General features: G+C 66.5%; 20 protein-coding genes and 1 riboswitch. Of the genes, 17 read left to right on the top strand and 3 right to left on the bottom strand.

All coding sequences use genetic code 11. The annotated features are described in order from the left end of the window. Positions 1-4 precede the first annotated feature (4 nt). Positions 5-1,801 carry a phosphomethylpyrimidine synthase ThiC gene (gene thiC / locus ACLH0K_RS10455; protein ID WP_411373547.1) on the bottom strand — a complete coding sequence of 599 codons (1,797 nt, stop codon included), beginning with the start codon at positions 1,799-1,801 and terminating at the stop codon, positions 5-7. Beyond that, positions 1,796-1,903, bottom strand: a riboswitch (TPP riboswitch). (Overlaps the previous gene by 6 nt.) A 78-nt stretch (positions 1,904-1,981) precedes the next feature. On the opposite strand from thiC, the gene ACLH0K_RS10450 reads away from it, so the two are divergent. The 17 genes from ACLH0K_RS10450 to ACLH0K_RS10370 all read left to right on the top strand — a co-directional run bounded on the left by ACLH0K_RS10450 (position 1,982) and on the right by ACLH0K_RS10370 (position 15,232). Further along, positions 1,982-3,064, top strand: a complete 1,083-nt coding sequence (locus ACLH0K_RS10450; protein WP_411373546.1) for an amidohydrolase family protein — start codon at positions 1,982-1,984, stop codon at positions 3,062-3,064. A 106-nt stretch (positions 3,065-3,170) separates the two neighbouring features. Next, the gene (locus ACLH0K_RS10445; protein ID WP_411373545.1) at positions 3,171-4,046 is read left to right on the top strand and encodes a VOC family protein; all 876 of its coding nucleotides are present in this window, start codon (positions 3,171-3,173) and stop codon (positions 4,044-4,046) included. 90 nt (positions 4,047-4,136) lie between these two features. Next, the gene (locus ACLH0K_RS10440) at positions 4,137-4,577 is read left to right on the top strand and encodes a hypothetical protein (RefSeq protein WP_411373544.1); all 441 of its coding nucleotides are present in this window, start codon (positions 4,137-4,139) and stop codon (positions 4,575-4,577) included. A gap of 204 nt (positions 4,578-4,781) precedes the next feature. Next, a complete protein-coding gene (gene rpsP, locus ACLH0K_RS10435) occupies positions 4,782-5,198 on the top strand; it encodes a 30S ribosomal protein S16 (protein WP_411373543.1) in 417 nt (138 codons plus the stop codon). A 1-nt stretch (position 5,199) separates the two neighbouring features. Further along, positions 5,200-5,442 (top strand): RNA-binding protein, encoded by a 243-nt coding sequence (locus ACLH0K_RS10430; protein WP_009359302.1) that lies wholly within the window; start codon positions 5,200-5,202, stop codon positions 5,440-5,442. 99 nt (positions 5,443-5,541) lie between these two features. Next, complete coding sequence (gene rimM / locus ACLH0K_RS10425; protein ID WP_411373542.1) at positions 5,542-6,087, top strand: ribosome maturation factor RimM; 546 nt, start codon at positions 5,542-5,544, stop codon at positions 6,085-6,087. Beyond that, positions 6,088-6,882 carry a tRNA (guanosine(37)-N1)-methyltransferase TrmD gene (trmD, locus tag ACLH0K_RS10420; RefSeq protein WP_411373541.1) on the top strand — a complete coding sequence of 265 codons (795 nt, stop codon included), beginning with the start codon at positions 6,088-6,090 and terminating at the stop codon, positions 6,880-6,882. It abuts the gene before it with no gap. 215 nt (positions 6,883-7,097) lie between these two features. Beyond that, on the top strand, positions 7,098-7,460 hold the full coding sequence (gene rplS, locus ACLH0K_RS10415) for a 50S ribosomal protein L19 (RefSeq protein WP_411373540.1): 363 nt from the start codon (positions 7,098-7,100) through the stop codon (positions 7,458-7,460). A gap of 86 nt (positions 7,461-7,546) precedes the next feature. After that, positions 7,547-8,224, top strand: a complete 678-nt coding sequence (lepB, locus tag ACLH0K_RS10410) for a signal peptidase I (RefSeq protein ID WP_411373539.1) — start codon at positions 7,547-7,549, stop codon at positions 8,222-8,224. Next, the gene (lepB, locus tag ACLH0K_RS10405; RefSeq protein WP_411373538.1) at positions 8,225-9,046 is read left to right on the top strand and encodes a signal peptidase I; all 822 of its coding nucleotides are present in this window, start codon (positions 8,225-8,227) and stop codon (positions 9,044-9,046) included. It abuts the gene before it with no gap. 1 nt (position 9,047) lies between these two features. Continuing rightward, on the top strand, positions 9,048-9,905 hold the full coding sequence (locus ACLH0K_RS10400) for a ribonuclease HII (RefSeq protein ID WP_411373537.1): 858 nt from the start codon (positions 9,048-9,050) through the stop codon (positions 9,903-9,905). A gap of 50 nt (positions 9,906-9,955) precedes the next feature. Then, positions 9,956-10,282, top strand: coding sequence for a DUF2469 domain-containing protein (locus ACLH0K_RS10395; RefSeq protein WP_411373536.1), 327 nt, complete (start codon positions 9,956-9,958; stop codon positions 10,280-10,282). 108 nt (positions 10,283-10,390) lie between these two features. Continuing rightward, positions 10,391-10,747 carry a YraN family protein gene (locus ACLH0K_RS10390; protein ID WP_411373535.1) on the top strand — a complete coding sequence of 119 codons (357 nt, stop codon included), beginning with the start codon at positions 10,391-10,393 and terminating at the stop codon, positions 10,745-10,747. Continuing rightward, a complete protein-coding gene (locus tag ACLH0K_RS10385) occupies positions 10,748-12,289 on the top strand; it encodes a YifB family Mg chelatase-like AAA ATPase (protein ID WP_411373534.1) in 1,542 nt (513 codons plus the stop codon). It abuts the gene before it with no gap. 11 nt (positions 12,290-12,300) lie between these two features. Next, complete coding sequence (gene dprA, locus ACLH0K_RS10380; RefSeq protein ID WP_411376461.1) at positions 12,301-13,485, top strand: DNA-processing protein DprA; 1,185 nt, start codon at positions 12,301-12,303, stop codon at positions 13,483-13,485. Between the two features lie 81 nt (positions 13,486-13,566). After that, positions 13,567-14,493: a tyrosine recombinase XerC gene (locus tag ACLH0K_RS10375; protein ID WP_411373533.1), complete on the top strand. Its 927-nt coding sequence runs from the start codon at positions 13,567-13,569 to the stop codon at positions 14,491-14,493. Positions 14,494-14,728: 235 nt separating this feature from the next. Next, complete coding sequence (locus ACLH0K_RS10370) at positions 14,729-15,232, top strand: DUF3145 domain-containing protein (protein ID WP_138138566.1); 504 nt, start codon at positions 14,729-14,731, stop codon at positions 15,230-15,232. A 121-nt stretch (positions 15,233-15,353) separates the two neighbouring features. Here the strand turns inward: ACLH0K_RS10370 and fabF are convergent, their stop codons facing one another. Together fabF and ACLH0K_RS10360 are read right to left on the bottom strand one after the other, a co-directional pair. Then, complete coding sequence (gene fabF / locus ACLH0K_RS10365) at positions 15,354-16,589, bottom strand: beta-ketoacyl-ACP synthase II (protein WP_411373532.1); 1,236 nt, start codon at positions 16,587-16,589, stop codon at positions 15,354-15,356. A 157-nt stretch (positions 16,590-16,746) separates the two neighbouring features. Then, entirely contained in the window at positions 16,747-16,995 is a 249-nt protein-coding gene (locus tag ACLH0K_RS10360; protein ID WP_411373531.1) for an acyl carrier protein, read from the bottom strand. Positions 16,996-17,024 lie beyond the last annotated feature (29 nt).

Below are 17,024 nucleotides of genomic sequence, written 5' to 3'. Positions count from 1 at the left end.
GCCGCTATCCTCCTGCCGGGACACGGGGCTCCGGCAGGTAGACCTTGGCGCCGGCAGCCAGGAATTCCTCGCTCTTTTCCCGCATGCCGGACACCCGGGCTGCCTGGGCTTCCGCGGACCCGTATTCGTCCCGGATGTCCTGGCTGATCCGCATGGAGCAGAACTTGGGCCCGCACATGGAGCAGAAGTGCGCGGTCTTGGCCGGCTCGGCGGGGAGCGTCTCGTCATGGAACGCTTCTGCCGTCACGGGATCCAGGGACAAGGCGAACTGGTCGCGCCAGCGGAACTCGAACCTGGCCTTGGACAGGGCGTCGTCGCGTTCATGCGCGCCGGGGTGGCCTTTGGCGAGGTCTGCTGCATGCGCTGCGATCTTGTAGGTGATCACGCCGGTCTTCACGTCGTCCTTGTTGGGCAGGCCCAGGTGTTCCTTGGGAGTGACGTAGCAGAGCATGGCCGTGCCGTACCTCGCGATTTCCGTGGCCCCGATGGCGGATGTGATGTGGTCGTAGCCGGGCGCAATGTCCGTGACAAGCGGGCCCAGCGTGTAGAAGGGCGCTCCCTTGCAGAGTTCCTGCTGCCGCTCCACGTTCTCCCGCACCAGGTGGAACGGGATGTGGCCTGGTCCCTCCACCATCACCTGGACGTCGTATTCCCACGCGCGCTGCGTCAGCTCGGCGAGCGTATCCAGCTCCGCGAACTGGGCGGCGTCATTCGCGTCTGCCGTCGCACCGGGCCGCAGGCCGTCGCCGAGTGAAAACGCGACGTCGTACTTGGCGAAGATTTCGCACAGTTCGTCGAAGTGCGTGTAGAGGAAGTTCTCCTGGTGGTGCGCCAGGCACCAGCCGGCCATGATGGAGCCGCCGCGCGAGACGATGCCGGTCACGCGGTCGGCGGTGAGGGGCACGTAGCGCAGCAGGACGCCGGCGTGGATGGTCATGTAGTCCACGCCCTGCTCGCATTGCTCAATGACGGTGTCCCGGAAAACTTCCCAGGTCAGCTTGTTGGCCTCGCCGTTGACCTTCTCCAGGGCCTGGTAAATGGGGACGGTTCCGATGGGGACGGGGGAGTTGCGGATGATCCACTCGCGGGTGGTGTGGATGTCGTCGCCGGTGGACAGGTCCATCACCGTGTCGGCGCCCCACTGGGTTGCCCACTGCAGCTTGTCCACCTCTTCGGCAATGGAGCTGGTCACGGCGGAGTTGCCGATGTTGGCGTTGACCTTCACCAGGAATGCCTTGCCGATGACCATGGGTTCGGACTCCGGGTGGTTGATGTTGCTTGGGATGATGGCCCGGCCCGCCGCGAGCTCACTGCGGACCAGCTCGACGTCGCAATTCTCGCGCAGCGCCACAAAGCGCATTTCCGGGGTGATGATGCCCTGGCGGGCGTAGTGCATCTGCGTCACGGTTCTACCGTCCGCGGCGCGGCGCGGGGCCGGCTGCGCGCCCTTCCACTCCGCTGAGGCGGCTCCCCGGCGGACGGCCGAGCGGCCATCGTCGAGCAGGTTCCGTTCCCTGCCGCCGTAGGCCTGGGTGTCCCCGCGTGCCAGGATCCATTCAGACCGGAAAGGGCTAAGGCCCCGGACCGGGTCGCTGCCCGGGCCGGCCGTCCGGTAGGTGCGGAACGGTGCATTGGCCTTGCCATTCGGGGATGGCTCCAGGGAAATTTCCGTCACCGGAACCCGGATGCCGTACTGCGCGTCCTCAACGAACGCCAGGGAATGCGACTTCAGGGACCGGGTAACCGCGGCTGCTCCCGGCTGGTTTTGGGCAGGGCTCAGCTGTTCTCTTGGTGTACTCAATGAATACTCACTTCCTTCGCCGGCATTACCCGGACAGGTTCGACGGTCGCAGGTTGCATCAGCCTGATCTCAGCCCCTGCAGGGGCACCCGTGTGGTCAGCAACGAAGCTACCACAGCCGGTGCGAAGGGCTTTGTCACATTGGCGGTGCTAGCCTGACTCGCGGAGAAAAGGGAGTCGGATGCCGGAAATCATCGAGTTCAGCGGCCCTGTCCTGACCGGGCCGGACACCGAACTGCAGGGCCTGTGGTCCGTGGACGGCGTGTTGACCTTCGTCCACCCCGGGCGGGCCCCGGACCGTGTGCTGGCCGGCTGGGTGCTGCCGGGCCTGGTCGACGCGCACTGCCACATCGGGCTTGGCCCCGGAGGCCCGGTTGATGCCGCCACGGCGGCAGCCCAGGCCCGGGCAGACCTCGCGGCCGGAACCCTGCTGGTCAGGGACGCCGGCTCTCCGGCCGATACCCGCTGGATGCAGGGCGGCAGCGACTTCCCGGTACTGATCCGTGCCGGGCGCCACGTGGCCCGCACGCGGCGGTACCTGCGCGGCTTGGCCCACGAGGTCGAACCGGAAGGCCTCGTGGAGGCGGTGCGGAAACAGGCGCGCGACGGCGACGGCTGGGTGAAGCTCGTCGCGGACTGGATCGACCGCCAGGCCGGCGACCTGGCACCTTCGTTTCCTGCCGCCGTCGTACGTGACGCGGTGCGGGCGGCGCATGACGAAGGAGCGCGGGTGACGGCGCACTGCTTCGCGGAAGACACCCTCGACCAGATGCTGGACGCAGGCATTGACTGCATCGAGCACGCCACCGGGCTGCTGCCCCGGCACATACCGCGGTTCGTGGAGCAGGACGTACCCATCGTGCCGACGCTGGTCAACATCGCCACATTCCCGGACATCGCAGCGCAGGCACAGCCGAAATTCCCGAGGTATGCGGACCACATGATGGCGCTTTGGGAACGGCGCCTGGAGCGGGTCGGGGAGGCGTACCACGCTGGAGTGGCAATCTATGCCGGAACGGACGCCGGCAGCGTCATCCGCCACGGCAGGATCGCTTACGAGATCCTTGCCCTTCATTCCGCGGGGCTGCCCATGACGGCCGCCCTGGATGCTGCCTGCTGGTCGGCTCGGGAATGGCTCGGGGTGCGGGGCGTGCAGGAAGGTGCGCGGGCCGACGTCGTGCTCTACCGGGAGGATCCGCGGAAGACACCGGACGCCGTGCGGCAACCGTCCCACGTACTCCTGGCAGGACGCGACGTTCGCTGATTTCCCAGGCGCAAAGCGCTTGGAACAATTTGAAGCTTCAAGTAATTTTAACTGTGACGGGCCGCGCCCATTCCCGGGCGGCCTCCAGCACAGGAGTGAGCGTTCAATGTCAGCAGAACCCACCAGCCAGGATCTCCTTCCGGCCGACCTCACCATGGGCGCCGTGATGCTCAAGGTCGGCGACATGAAGGTCATGACCGACTACTACCAGCGCGCGCTGGGCCTCGAGGTGGTGGCCGAGCAGGACGGCGGATTCTACCTGGGCCGCCTGCAGAAACCACTGGTCCACCTTGCGCCCGCACCCGGGCTGAACCTTCCGGGCAGGGGAGAGGCGGGCCTGTTCCACACCGCACTGCTCTTCGAGGACCAGGCTTCACTCGCCGCAACCATCGCAACGGCAGCGCAATACGAGCCCCGCTCCTTCACCGGCAGCGCCGACCACCTCGTCAGTGAGGCCTTCTACTTCAGCGATCCCGAGGGCAACGGCATCGAACTCTACTGGGACCGGCCCCGCAGCAACTGGTCGTGGAACGGCACCGACGTGGTGATGGACAGCCTGGCGCTTCCGCCGCAGCGGTACCTTGAGCAGCACCTCACGCAAGAGTCCCTCGCGGGACAGCGGGACACCGCGGCCGGGGTGGGCCACGTCCACCTCCAGGTGGGCGACGTCCAGTCCGCCCGGGACTTCTACGTCGGCATCCTCGGCTTCGAGAAGACCGCCGGCTGGCACGGGCAGGCCCTCTTCGTCTCTGCCGGACGCTACCACCACCACATGGCCATGAACGTCTGGAACAGCCGCGGCGCGGGGCCCCGCAAGGACACCCTGGGCCTCGGCGAGGTCCTGATCGAGGTGCCTTCCGGGGACGACGTCGGCGCGCTCGCGGACCGCTTGAAGGTCGCCGGAGTGCCGTCCCACCATACGGGAGCAGAACTGCGGTTCCAGGATCCGTGGCGCAACAACATCCGGGTGGCAGTGCGCTGAACCAGCCCCTGCCGTACTAGGCTGAAGCGGGAACGGCAGGCCGGGAGCCTTGCCCGGCCACCGCACTTTCGACGGAAGAAGGGACACCCGATGGGCTTTACCGAGATCTTTGCCGCCACCCATGATGCCGCCCTAAAGCGGGCCGGCCAGCTTGATGAAGGCGGCGCTGCTGCAGCACAGGGCGCTGTCCGGATCCCGGACATCAGCGACTTCGAAGTGGAGCAGCTCGGGGACCTCGCCGGGACCGCTGTCCACGCCGGCGGCGCCGACTACGAGCTGACCATGGTTGATGTCGCCAGTGATTCGCTGCTCGCCGTCCCGCCGGCCATGGTCCGCGCCCTCGCGGATCTGCTGACCTATGAAACCGAAGGCGAGGGCAACGTCCTGGACGACGTCGCCGAGCAGTGGGCGGCCCAGGAGGACATGCCTTTCGACGCCGGCCGGGCGCGGACGTACGTCCGGCAGGTGGCGGAGCTCGCCGGCAGCCTCGACGACTCCGAACGCACGGGGCTGTACGTCTGGTCCGCCTGAAATCCTGCGGCCCGGCTTCCGCCGGCCTGGGCAGTGTCAAGTCGAAATCCTGACGCTGATCTGGCACAATGTACAGGTACTCGATCTGCGTGGCCCCTCTCTCCGCGTCCGGATCCTGTCCTTCGAGCCCGCAAGTACGGCCCGCCCCACGGGAGCAGAAAGCCGGGTTCACCCCCTTTTTCTGAAACAGGAGTGACCACAAAAGTGGCCGTAAAGATTCGCCTTAAGCGCTTCGGCAAGATGCGCGCACCGTACTACCGCATCGTCGTCGCGGACTCACGCACCAAGCGTGACGGCCGCGCCATCGAGGAAATCGGCAAGTACCACCCCACGGAAGAGCCCTCGTACATCGAGGTCGACTCCGAGCGTGCCCAGTACTGGCTGTCCGTCGGCGCCCAGCCGTCGGAGCAGGTTGCCGCGATCCTCAAGATCACCGGTGACTGGCAGAAGTTCAAGGGCCTGCCGGGCCAGGAAGGCACCCTCAAGACCAAGTCTGAGAAGGAAGCCTTCGTTGCCCCCGAGAAGGGCTCCGTAATCATTCCGGAGGCCATCACCAAGAAGGCAGCCAAGTCTGACGAGGCTCCGGCCGACGCCGAAGCAGAGACCACCGAGGCTGAGTAGTTTGCTGGCAGACGCGCTGGAGCACCTGGTCCGCGGAATTGTTGATTCCCCGGACGATGTCAAGGTCAGCTCGAAGAGCAACCGCCGCGGGGATACCCTCGAGGTGCGTGTCCACCAGGACGACCTGGGACGGGTGATCGGCCGCCAGGGCCGCACGGCACGCGCGCTGCGCACCGTGGTGGCAGCCCTGGCAGGCGGCGAGCCGGTAAGGGTCGACGTCGTCGACACCGACCGCCGCCGCTGAGCGCACGTCAGTACCAGTCTTTTGCTCCGGCCCCTCCACCATATGGTGGAGGGGCCGGAGTCTTTTCCGAACAAACGTCCAATCCGAACAGAGGAACTAATGCAGCTTCAGGTGGCCCGCATCGGCAAGCCCCATGGCATCCGGGGGGAAGTGACCGTCGAGGTCCTGACCGACGCTCCGGAGGACCGCTTCGTCCCGGGCACCGAGTTCGCGGTGGAACCTGCGTCCTCAGGTCCGCTGACCGTCCGCAGCGCCCGCTGGAACAAGGACATCCTGCTGCTCGGCTTTGAAGAGGTGGCGGACCGCAACCGGGCGGAGGCGCTGCGGGGGGCCCGGCTCTTCATCGAAACCGGAGACCTGGAAGAGGACGACGACGAAGGCTGGTACGAGCACGAACTCGTCGGGCTTGAGGCGCGCGTGGGGGACGCCGTGGTGGGCAAGGTCACTGCCCTCAACACCGCTCCCGCGCAGGACCTGCTGATGGTCACCACACCTGACGGCGGCGAGATCCTGATCCCGTTCGTCGAACAGATCGTGCCCGAAGTGAACATCGAGGCCGGCTACATCCTCCTCACCCCGCCGGACGGACTTTTCGAACTGAACGCGGACGACGCCTCCGCCCCGGAAAGCGAAGGCAGGGACTAGATGCGGATCGACGTCGTCAGCATCTTTCCCGAGTACCTGGCCCCGCTGGAACTTTCGCTGATCGGCAAGGCCCGGCAGGACGGGATCCTTGACCTGCACGTCCACGACCTCCGTGCCTTCACCACCGACAGGCACCGCACCGTGGACGACACCCCCTACGGCGGAGGCGCAGGCATGGTCATGAAGGCGGAACCTTGGGCGCAGGCACTGGCCGCCATCGTTGATGAGCGCCCGGAAGGTGCCGGCAGGCCCGTGCTGATCGTGCCGTCGCCGGCGGGGGAGCGCTTCACCCAGGCCATGGCCCACGGCCTCGCCGAAGAAAGCCACCTGGCCTTCGCCTGCGGCCGTTACGAGGGCATCGACGAGCGGGTCATCGAATGGGCAGGCGAACACTTCGACGTGCGGCCGGTCAGCCTTGGCGACTACGTCCTCAACGGCGGGGAAGTGGCTGTCCTGGCCATCGTGGAAGCCGTCGGCCGGTTGCTGCCCGGAGTGGTGGGCAACCCTGAATCGCTGGTGGAGGAGTCCCATTCTGACGGGCTCCTGGAGTACCCCGTGTACACCAAGCCGGCGGTGTGGCGGGAACGCGAGGTGCCTGCCGTGCTGTTGAGCGGCAATCACGGCAAAATTGCGCAGTGGCGCCGGCACGAGCAATTCCGCCGGACCGCCACCCGCCGCCCCGACCTCCTGGAGGGGTTCGACGCCGGAAACCTGGCACGTGCCGACCGCGCCGAACTTCAGAACCTGGGGTACGACGTCGTCGACGGCCACCTCCGGCGGCGGAGCGGGAATTAACCAATCCGTCCCGGATGGGGCATAATTAATCCTTGTGTCTGCTGGGTCCGCGCCTGCCACAGGGGGAGCGAAACCAACAGCCTGACAACCGGCCCCGTCAACAATTGAAGCGGCTGGACCACTTAGCTTTCGGCAGCGATTTCCGGCGCCTGTGCCCGGGCTTTGCGGCCGTGACCCAAAGTGAATGACCTGTGGCGTTCACCAGGAGTGCAATCATGCATATTCTCGATTCCGTAGATGCAGCTTCGCTGCGCACCGATGTTCCCGACTTCCGCGCGGGTGACACCCTCAAGGTGCACGTGAACATCATCGAAGGCAAGAACACCCGCGTCCAGGTGTTCCAGGGCTTCGTCCTGGGCCGCCAGGGTGACGGCGTCCGCGAGACCTTCACGGTCCGCAAGGTCTCCTTCGGCGTCGGCGTTGAGCGTACCTTCCCGGTACACTCCCCGATCATCGAAAAGATCGAAGTTGTCACCAAGGGCGATGTCCGCCGCGCCAAGCTGTACTACATGCGCGGACTGCGCGGCAAGGCTGCGAAGATCAAGGAAAAGCGCGACTTCACCGCCGCTGCCAAGTAAGTCCCTTTTCGGACGTACGAAGGCTGGGCCGCAGCCGTATCCGGCCAGCGCCGGAGCCACTCAGCACCAGCGCCAGGATACGGACCATGGACCAGACAAAACGCCAGCCCGCCAAAACGGGCTGGCGTTTTGCGTTCCTGGCGCTGATTCTGGCCCTGGCGGTCAGCGGCCTGGTCCGGTCGCTGTGGCTGGACATCTACTACATCCCGTCCGAATCGATGGAGCCCCTGCTGGAGGGCGGGGACCGGATCCTGGTCTCCAGGACGGCCTTCGAGTCCGAACCGATACGCCCGGGCGACGTGGTGGTGTTCGACGGACGGGGCACCTTCGCGCCGCTCAACAGCGGGAAGGGAGCCCTGCTTGACGCCGCCGCCGGGGTGACCCAGTGGCTGGGCATCACCGGCAGCGACACCACCTACGTGAAGCGGGTCATCGGAGCAGCCGGGGATACCGTCATCTGCTGCGACGCAGACGGAAAAATCACCGTGAACGGTGAACCGCTGGAAGAGCCGTACCTTTTCCCCGGCGACGCCCCCAGCGTCCAGATATTCAATGCGGTAGTTCCGGAAGGACGCCTGTGGCTCATGGGCGACCACCGCTCCCTGTCCGCTGACTCCCGCAGCCTGTTGGGCGCACCAGGCGGCGGCATGGTGCCCGTGGAGCGCGTCATCGGACGCCCGGTCCAGATCATCTGGCCGCTTGATAGATTTGCTGCAGTACCGCGGCCACCCGCTGCGGAACCAAACACACAGAACGGACAGTAGATGCCCGAGAACCACCCGCGGACACCGGAACCCCGTCCTGACGGCGCTTCCGGGACCCCCGCAAGCCAGGACCGGGAGGCAGCCGCCCCGACTGACGACCGTGCTGCGCCCGCGGAAACCCGCTCCGCTGCCAAGGCGGCTGGAAAGGAGTCCGGCGGCCAGCTGTTCGCCTGGCTGAAGGAGATCGCCACGGTGGTGGTCATCGCGGTCGTCCTGTCCTTCCTGATCAAGACCTTCCTGTTCCGGGCGTTCTTCATCCCGTCCGAATCCATGGTGAGCACGCTTGACGTGGATGACCGTATCTTCGTCAACCTGCTCGTGCCTGAACCGTTCTCGCTCAGCCGCGGGGACATCGTGGTCTTCCGTGACACCAAGGGCTGGCTCCCGCCCGTTGAGCAAAAAGAGCAGGGGCCGTTCACTTGGGTCCAGGACGGACTGACATTCGTCGGACTGCTCCCCGACAACTCCGAGCAGCACCTGGTCAAGAGGGTCATCGGGCTTCCCGGCGACCATGTGGTGTGCTGCGACGCCGGCGGTAAACTGACCATCAACGGAACCGCGATTGACGAAAGCTACGTCAACCCCGCCGAAGTCCCGCAAGTCCGGAACTTCGACGTCGTTGTGCCCGAAGGGAAGGTGTGGGTGATGGGCGACAACCGGAACCACTCTGCCGATTCCCGCGCCCACATGGACTCTGACGGCGGCTTCATCGACCTTGACGACCTTGAGGGCAAGGCCGCTGTCATTGCCTGGCCGCTTAGCCGGGTCACCACCCTGGACAACTACCCGGACGTGTTCCGGGACGTCCCCGCGGCTCCCTGACATGTCTCCTGCAGTAAAGGCCAGTCCGGCCAAGGCAACACCGTCGCGCCCCCGATCCGGCCCGTCAAAGGTGCCCGCCTCCCGCACTAAACCTACGCTGCGGCACGAGCGGACCTTCAGGGCGCAGGGCGTGCGGTACCTTGCCGGCGTGGACGAAGTGGGGCGCGGTGCCCTGGCCGGTCCCGTGAGCGTGGGCATCGCCGTCGTGGACCTTGAGCGCCAGAAGCCGCTGGCAGGCGTGCGGGACAGTAAACTCCTGGCCCCGGCCGAGCGCGAGCGGCTGGACCCGCTGGTCCGGCGTTGGAGCGTAGCGGCGGCGGTGGGGCACGCCAGTGCACAGGAAATTGATGCCATCGGCATCATCGCGGCGCTCCGCCTGGCAGGTACGCGTGCGTGGCAGGAAGTCCTGGCAGCAGGCGTCACGCCGGACCTGGTCCTGCTTGATGGAAACCACAACTGGCTGTCTCCTGCAGACCAGCTGTCCCTGTTCGACCCGCCGGCCATGGAAGTCAGCTGTGACGCCCCGGTGCACACGAAGATCAAGGCGGACATGCAGTGCCTGAGCGTGGCTGCCGCCAGCGTCATCGCCAAGGTGGAGCGGGACAGGACCATGCGGGAGTTGCACGCGGAGTACCCCGGCTTTGGTTGGGACATCAACAAGGGCTACGCGACGGCGTCGCACCGGGACGCGCTGCGCGCAGCCGGGCCCACCCCCTACCACCGCGTCAGTTGGCGCCTCCTGGGCGGGGACCTGCTGGATGCTGATGACGTGGACGGCGCGGACCTGGAGGCTGCCGACCTCGACGGGGGACTGGAAGACGGCGGCCCTGCCCGCAGTGAACACTCCGTCCCGGACTAACACTCAACGGTCCGGCGCCCCGGGCGGGGGAGATGGTGCAAGATGGAAGCATGAGTGCTGAAGATCTTGAAAACTATGAAACCGACATGGAGTTGCAGCTCTACCGTGAATACCGGGACGTCGTCGGGCTCTTCAGCTACGTTGTCGAGACGGAACGGCGCTTCTACCTGGCCAACCACGTTGACCTGCAGGCCCGCAGTGCCGATGGCGAGGTCTATTTCGACCTGACGCTGCAGGATGCCTGGGTGTGGGATGTCTACCGTTCCGCCAGGTTCGTCAAGAGCGTGCGCGTCCTGACGTTCAAGGACGTCAACGTTGAAGAACTTCCGCGAAACGAGGAATTGGCGATGCCCAAGGACGTTGACCTGGGCAGTTAGCCTCGACCGGGTGCCCACTTTCCCTCCACAGGGCGCCGGGTCCACATAGGGGCATCGCTCCCTGTCCTCCGCAACCAGCCGGCAGCAGGCTGGTTGCGGAGGTAGAACATGAAATCGAAAGACCTGTTGGGCAGGCACGGCGAGGAACTCGCCGCCGGCTATCTTGAATCCCTGGGCATGCTGGTGGTGGAACGCAACTGGCGTTGCCCCGAGGGCGAGATAGACATCGTGGCGCTAGACGGCGACGCCCTGGTGATCGCGGAAGTAAAGACACGCCGCTCCCTTGATTACGGCCATCCCTTTGAAGCTGTGGGAGCGGAAAAACTCGCCAGGCTGCACCGGCTCGGTTCGGCCTGGTGCCGCGACCGTGAGCTGCGGATGCCGCTGCGGCGCGTGGACGTCATCGCTGTCATTGACGACGGCCGCGGGGCGCCCGTGGTGGAGCACCTCAAGGGGGTGGGGTAAGTGGCGCTGGGACGCACCTACTCCATCGCGCTGGTGGGGCTGAACGGCTACGTGGTGGAGGTCGAGGCGGACATTGGCCAAACCCTTCCGGCGTTCATCATCCTGGGACTGCCGGATGCCTCCCTGAATGAGGCGAAGGAACGGATCCGGTCCGCCGCCAAGAACTCCGGTATCCCGTTGAGCCGGAGGAAGATCACCGCCAACCTTATTCCTGCCTCACTGCCCAAGCGGGGCTCGGGCTTCGACCTTGCCGTCACCATGGCCGTACTCCGGGCCGCCAACGACATCAGACCCACGGGCCGCACCGTCTTCATCGCCGAACTCGGGCTGGACGGGCGGCTCCGCCCGGTGCGCGGCATCCTTCCGGCCGTCATGGCCTCTGTGCAGGCAGGGTATCCGGAGATCGTGGTGGCGCAGGCAAACCTGGCCGAGGCGTCGCTGGTACCCGGGGCAGTGGTGCGGGGATACCGTACCCTCGCCAGGCTGGCGCTGGATTTCGGTGCCGATCCCCAGGACCTTGCCCTGGACTTTGAGCCCGACGATGAAGAGGAGGACGACGGGCCGGCCAATATATTGGCCTTCCCGGACATTGCGGACGTATCGGGGCAGGCAGATGCCCGGCACGCCCTGGAGGTCGCTGCGGCGGGTGCACACCACCTGCTGCTGACCGGCCCTCCCGGCGCCGGCAAGACCATGCTGGCGGAGCGGTTGCCCGGCCTGCTGCCGGACCTTGGCGACCAGGAATCGATGGAAGTCACCGCCATCCACTCCCTCTGCGGGCTGCCGTCGTCGTCAGTGCAGCTTCTACGCCGGCCGCCCTTTGAGAACCCGCACCATTCCGCCACGGCGGCTGCCATCATCGGGGGCGGGTCGGGGCTGCCCAGGCCGGGGGCGGCGTCCCGGGCACACCGGGGAGTCCTGTTCCTGGACGAGGCGCCGGAGTATGAACGCCGGGTCCTGGACGCCCTCCGGCAGCCGCTGGAAAGTGGTGAACTGGTGATCCACCGGTCAGCGGGGACTGCCGCCTACCCTGCCCGCTTCCAACTGGTGCTCGCTGCGAATCCCTGCCCGTGCGGAAAAGCGTCGGGAAAGGGACTGGAGTGCACCTGCACCCCGGTCATGCGCCGGCGCTATTTTGCCAGGCTGTCGGGGCCCCTGCTCGACCGGGTGGACATACAGCTTCAGGTCGAACGGGTGTCACTGGCCGAATTCGGCCAGGCCGGGGCGGAGGAGGACACCGCGTCTGTTGCACGGCGGGTGCGCGACGCCCGCTGCCGGCAGCTTGACCGGCTCCAGGTTTTTGGGCTGGAGACCAATTCGCAGGTGCCGGGCCGGATCCTGCGCGGCGAACTGCGGCTTGCGCCCGCCGCCACCGGGATTCTGGACCGATCCCTGGAACGGGGGGTACTCACCGCCCGGGGCTACGACCGCGTCCTTCGGCTGGCGTGGACCATCGCTGACCTGGCGCATCGCGACACGCCGGACGCCAACGATATCGGGCAAGCCCTGGGCCTGCGTCAGTCTGCGGTGGCAGCGGCATGAGCGAGGCAACCATGGACAGGCAACGGTTGGCCAGGGCGGCGCTGTCCCGGCTGATGGAGCCCCAGGACGCTGCCGGCCTTGCGCTCGTTCATGTGGCAGGTGCCGTGGATGCCCTTGGTATCGCCACCGGTGAGTTGAACCCGGGGCCCGGTGTCGAGCGGGACATCACTGCGCTCCTCGCGGATAACGGCGCGTCGCCGGGCTGGACTGGCCTCGCCGCGGCGCTGAAACGCTGGCATCCGCGGATTCCGGACCTGGCGCCGGAACGCGACCTGGCCACCATGGCACGGTTGGGTGGCCGGCTTATCGTGCCCTCTGACGAGCTGTGGCCGGGCCAGTTATCCGACCTCGGAATCCAGGAACCCATCTGCCTGTGGTGGCGCGGCCAGGAACAGCCGCTTCCCGGAGCCGAGCGTTGCATCGCGCTGGTGGGATCCCGGGACAGCACCAGCTACGGGGCATCAGTCACCGGAGACTTCGCCTACTCGCTGGCACAGCGCGGATATACCGTGGTGTCCGGCGGGGCATACGGTATCGACGCCCATGCCCACCGGGCAGCACTGGCCGGAGGTTCCGGCGCCATTCCTACGATCGCGGTCATGGCAGGGGGCGTGGACCGGTACTACCCCTCCGGAAACGAGGACCTCCTGAGGGCCGTTGGCAACCAGGGGGCCGTGCTGGCCGAAGTGCCCCCGGGCTCAGCCCCGACCCGGTACCGTTTCCTGCAGCGGAACCGGTTGATCGCAGCCCTGTCCGCGGTGACAGTGGTGGTCGAGGCGCGGTGGCGCTCCGGGGCACTCAACACTGCCCATCATGCAGAAACCCTGGGGCGGGCGGTTGGCGCCGTGCCCGGTTCCGTCCACAGCGCAAACTCCGCCGGGTGCCACCGGCTTCTTCGCGATGGGGGAGCGGTCTGTGTTACCGATGCTGCCGAAATCGTGGAACTGGCCTCGCCGAGCGGGGCTTCCCTGCCCGGGCAGCGCCAGGTCCCTGCCCAGGTCCAGGACGGGCTGACCCTTGAGGACCTGATCCTTCTGGACGCCCTGCCGCTCAGGTCAACCACGTCCATCGAAAAGCTATCCGCGGTGGCCGGCCTGGGACAGGAGTCGGTGCGGGCCGGACTCGGGAGGCTGGGCCTGCTCGGCCTGGCCGTATCGGAGCGGGGCGGCTGGAAACGGGGCAAGGGGTCGGTGTGACCGGCAGCCCGGGGCTAAGTAGCTGCTGTACGGGACCGTGTCGGCTCCCGCTTCAGGGACCAACACTGCGAAAGTTAAGGAGTGGAAAATGTGGAACTGCCCCAGGACCTCGACGCGGCATTGGCTGCGTTCGCGGGCTACCTGTCGGGCGAGCGCGGCATGTCGGACCACACCCGGCGTGCCTATCTGGCGGACTTGCGCAGTCTCCTGACGCACGCCGCCTCCGAAGGCGCCACCCGGCTCAGCGATCTCGACCTTGGAACACTTCGCCGCTGGCTCGGAGCGCAAAGCCAGTCCGGAGCGGCGCGTTCCACCCTCGCCCGCCGTTCCGCCACCGTCCGCTCTTTCACCGCCTGGGCGCTCAGGGAGGAGCGGATTTCGGTGGACCCGGCCCTCCGGTTGAAGGCGCCCAAGCGTGAACGGTCCCTGCCCGGAATCCTGCAGATGTCACAAATGACGCGGTTGCTTTCACAGATGGAGGAAGCGGCTGCCGCCGGTGCGCCACTGGCTGTCCGCAACCGTGCCATTGTTGAGCTACTTTACGCAACGGGCGTGCGCGTAGGTGAACTCGCCGGCCTGGACGTTGACGACCTGGATCCGGACCGGCGGACGTTGCGCGTGCTGGGAAAAGGCAACAAGGAACGCACCGTCCCCTACGGCGTTCCGGCGGCGGTGGCTGTTGACGATTGGCTGCGGCGCGGCCGCCCGCTGCTGGCCAAAGACTCCAGTGGCCCTGCGCTTTTCCTCGGCGCCCGGGGCGGCCGCGTCGACCAGCGGCAGGTCCGGGAACTGGTGAACGGACTCTTTGAAGCACTGGGTGACACGTCGGCATCAGGGCCGCACGCCCTCCGCCATTCCGCTGCCACTCATCTGCTGGACGGCGGGGCCGACCTGCGGGCGGTGCAGGAGATCCTGGGCCACAGCAGCCTCGCAACCACGCAGATCTACACTCATATCTCCGTCGACAGGCTGCGTAAAAGCTACCAGCAGGCCCATCCGCGGGCATGACTGCAGGGACGCCAATCGCACTGGCGTAATTCTGCAGGGTACGGCACAATAAGAGTCACGTCCGGCAACTTTCAAGTGCCGCTTGAAGCCCAGGCTTTAGCGGTGCGGCAAGACCGGACACAGCTATTTCGGACAATTGAATAATCAGGCAGCCTGTCCCGCAGGACAGGGCGCAGCAAATTCATCCAGGCACAAGGTCGTAGGGGAAGACGTACCTAGAGCTATGGAGGATGGAATGTCTGTTGCAATGACCCGTGGTGTACTTTTCGTTCACTCGGCCCCTACGGCCCTGTGCCCTCATGTTGAGTGGGCTATCGGATCCGTCGTGGACAAGCGGACGGATCTTGAGTGGACCCCGCAGCCTGCCGCGCCCGGAATGTTCCGTGCGGAGCTGTCCTGGACCGGGTCCCCCGGCACCGGGGCCAAACTGGCGTCCTCTCTCCGGGGTTGGGCGCACCTCCGCTTTGAAGTCACGGAGGAACCGAGCCCCGGGGTTGACGGCGGCCGGTGGTCCCATACACCCGAACTCGGTATCTTCCATGCCGTCACGGACGTCCACGGCAACATCATGGTCTCAGAGGACCGGATCCGGTACGCCTACGAGTCCGGGGCCGGCGATCCTGCAGCTGTTTACCACGAACTGTCGCTTGCCCTCGGTGAGGCCTGGGACGAAGAGCTCGAGCCGTTCCGGCACGCAGCCGAAGGTGCTCCTGTGCGCTGGCTGCACCAGGTGGGCTGACCGCCGTCGTAGGTCCTTTCCGTGACCGGGCAGTCCCGGACATCACTGCACTCCATAGCAAAGAGGAGGCCCCGCCAAGCCGGCGGGGCCTCCTCTTGCGTGCGGGCCGGGCCCGGACGTCCTAGACGCTGCGGACAGCGACGACGGCGTTGTGGCCGCCGAACCCAAAGGAGTTGCTCAATGCCACGATGTTCCCCGCCGGCAGGTCGCGCGCGGAGGTGACGACGTCCAGCGGGATTTCCGGGTCCTGGTTTTCCAGGTTGATGGTGACCGGGGCCTTGCGGTCATGCACCGCGAGGACAGTGAGGACTGCTTCAACCGCACCGGACGCACCCAGGAGGTGGCCCATCTGGGACTTGGTGGCAGAGACAGCCACGTTGTCCACATGCTTGCCCAGGGCGGCCCGCAGGGCGGTGTACTCCGGCTTGTCGCCCACTGGAGTGGAGGTGGCATGCGCGTTCACGTGGACCACGTCTTCGGCCTGGATCCGGCCATCGAACATCGCCGCCTTCAGCGCACGCGTGGCACCAAGACCCTCGGGGTCCGGCGCCGTGATGTGGTAAGCGTCAGCGGTCACCGATGTCCCGGCCAGTTCAGCGTAAATCCGGGCGCCACGGGCGAGAGCGTGTTCCTCGGCTTCGAGCACGAGCGCGCCCGCGCCTTCGCCCATCACGAAACCGTCCCGTGCGGTGTCATACGGACGCGAAGCACGTTCCGGCTCGTCATTGCGGCGGGACAGGGCCTGCATGGAGGCGAAGGCGGCAAGCGGCATCGGGTGGATTGCTGCTTCCGCTCCGCCGCACATCACTACGTCAGCCTTGCCGGACCGGATGAGGTCCAGGCCGAGGTGCATGGCTTCGGTACCGGAGGCACAGGCCGAAACGGGGGTGTGGGCACCGGCCCGCGCACCAAGGTCCAGGCTGACCGCCGCGGCGACGCCGTTGGGCATCAGCATGGGGACCGTCATGGGCAGGACCCGGCGGGGGCCTTTTTCCTTCAGGGTGTCCCACGCGTCCAGCAGTGTCCAGACGCCGCCGATGCCGGTGGCGAAGGCCACGGCGAGGCGGTCCTGGTCGATCTCGGTGATGCCGGCGTCAGCCCAGGCCTCGCGCGCCGCAATGACGCCGAACTGCGTGGAAGGGTCCATCCGCTTGGCCTCCACGCGGCTGAGCACGTCCAGGGCAGGAGTGCTGCAGCGGGCGGCAAAGTGGACCGGGAGTTCGTACTTGGCAACCCAGTCGTCCTCCAGGGTGCGGGCACCGGAGACCCCCTTGAGCGCGTTGTTCCACATCGTGGGCACGTCGCCGCCAATGGGCGTGGTGGCACCCAGGCCGGTAATGACTACTTTGCGTGTCAAAGGATCGCTCTTTTCGTCGGTTGGGGATCCCGTCTCCGTCCCGGAGGGTCCCGCAGTTGCTGCCCGGCTCAGGGCCGGAGGATGAAAAATACGGCGGGGCTGCCGGCCCGGTCATCCGGACCGGCAGCCCCGCCAGGCAAAGCGGTGGAAGCGCTGGCTAGGCCTGTGCGCCGGCGATGAAGCTGACAGCGTCACCAACGGTCTTGAGGTTCTTGACCTCTTCGTCCGGGATGCGCACGCCGAACTTTTCTTCGGCGTTGACCACGATGGTCATCATGGAGATGGAGTCGATGTCCAGGTCCTCGGTGAAGGACTTGTCCAGCTCCACGGCCTCGGGGGCCAGGCCGGTTTCCTCGTTGACGATTTCAGCCAGGCCGGCCAGGATCTCTTCGTTGCTGCTAGCCATTGGTGGCTCCTTTTCTCGTTTTACCGGCA

Origin of the sequence: Arthrobacter sp. MPF02 (assembly GCF_046605375.1) — a bacterium.
In the GTDB taxonomy this organism is placed as follows: Bacteria; Actinomycetota; Actinomycetes; order Actinomycetales; family Micrococcaceae; genus Arthrobacter.
The sequence above is the reverse complement of the archived record's forward strand: the minus strand, read 5'-3'. Positions and strand labels throughout refer to the sequence as shown.

What these genes read in the sequence shown, in the direction of transcription:
- ACLH0K_RS10450 (WP_411373546.1), top strand. Translation starts at nt 1,982, where the DNA reads ATGCCGGAAATCATCGAGTTCAGCGGCCCTGTCCTGACCGGGCCGGAC.
- ACLH0K_RS10445 (WP_411373545.1), top strand. Translation starts at nt 3,171, where the DNA reads ATGTCAGCAGAACCCACCAGCCAGGATCTCCTTCCGGCCGACCTCACC.
- ACLH0K_RS10440 (WP_411373544.1), top strand. Translation starts at nt 4,137, where the DNA reads ATGGGCTTTACCGAGATCTTTGCCGCCACCCATGATGCCGCCCTAAAG.
- rimM (WP_411373542.1), top strand. Translation starts at nt 5,542, where the DNA reads ATGCAGCTTCAGGTGGCCCGCATCGGCAAGCCCCATGGCATCCGGGGG.
- trmD (WP_411373541.1), top strand. Translation starts at nt 6,088, where the DNA reads ATGCGGATCGACGTCGTCAGCATCTTTCCCGAGTACCTGGCCCCGCTG.
- rplS (WP_411373540.1), top strand. Translation starts at nt 7,098, where the DNA reads ATGCATATTCTCGATTCCGTAGATGCAGCTTCGCTGCGCACCGATGTT.
- lepB (WP_411373539.1), top strand. Translation starts at nt 7,547, where the DNA reads ATGGACCAGACAAAACGCCAGCCCGCCAAAACGGGCTGGCGTTTTGCG.
- lepB (WP_411373538.1), top strand. Translation starts at nt 8,225, where the DNA reads ATGCCCGAGAACCACCCGCGGACACCGGAACCCCGTCCTGACGGCGCT.
- ACLH0K_RS10400 (WP_411373537.1), top strand. Translation starts at nt 9,048, where the DNA reads ATGTCTCCTGCAGTAAAGGCCAGTCCGGCCAAGGCAACACCGTCGCGC.
- ACLH0K_RS10395 (WP_411373536.1), top strand. Translation starts at nt 9,956, where the DNA reads ATGAGTGCTGAAGATCTTGAAAACTATGAAACCGACATGGAGTTGCAG.
- ACLH0K_RS10390 (WP_411373535.1), top strand. Translation starts at nt 10,391, where the DNA reads ATGAAATCGAAAGACCTGTTGGGCAGGCACGGCGAGGAACTCGCCGCC.
- dprA (WP_411376461.1), top strand. Translation starts at nt 12,301, where the DNA reads ATGGACAGGCAACGGTTGGCCAGGGCGGCGCTGTCCCGGCTGATGGAG.
- ACLH0K_RS10370 (WP_138138566.1), top strand. Translation starts at nt 14,729, where the DNA reads ATGTCTGTTGCAATGACCCGTGGTGTACTTTTCGTTCACTCGGCCCCT.
- ACLH0K_RS10360 (WP_411373531.1), bottom strand. Translation starts at nt 16,995, where the DNA reads ATGGCTAGCAGCAACGAAGAGATCCTGGCCGGCCTGGCTGAAATCGTC.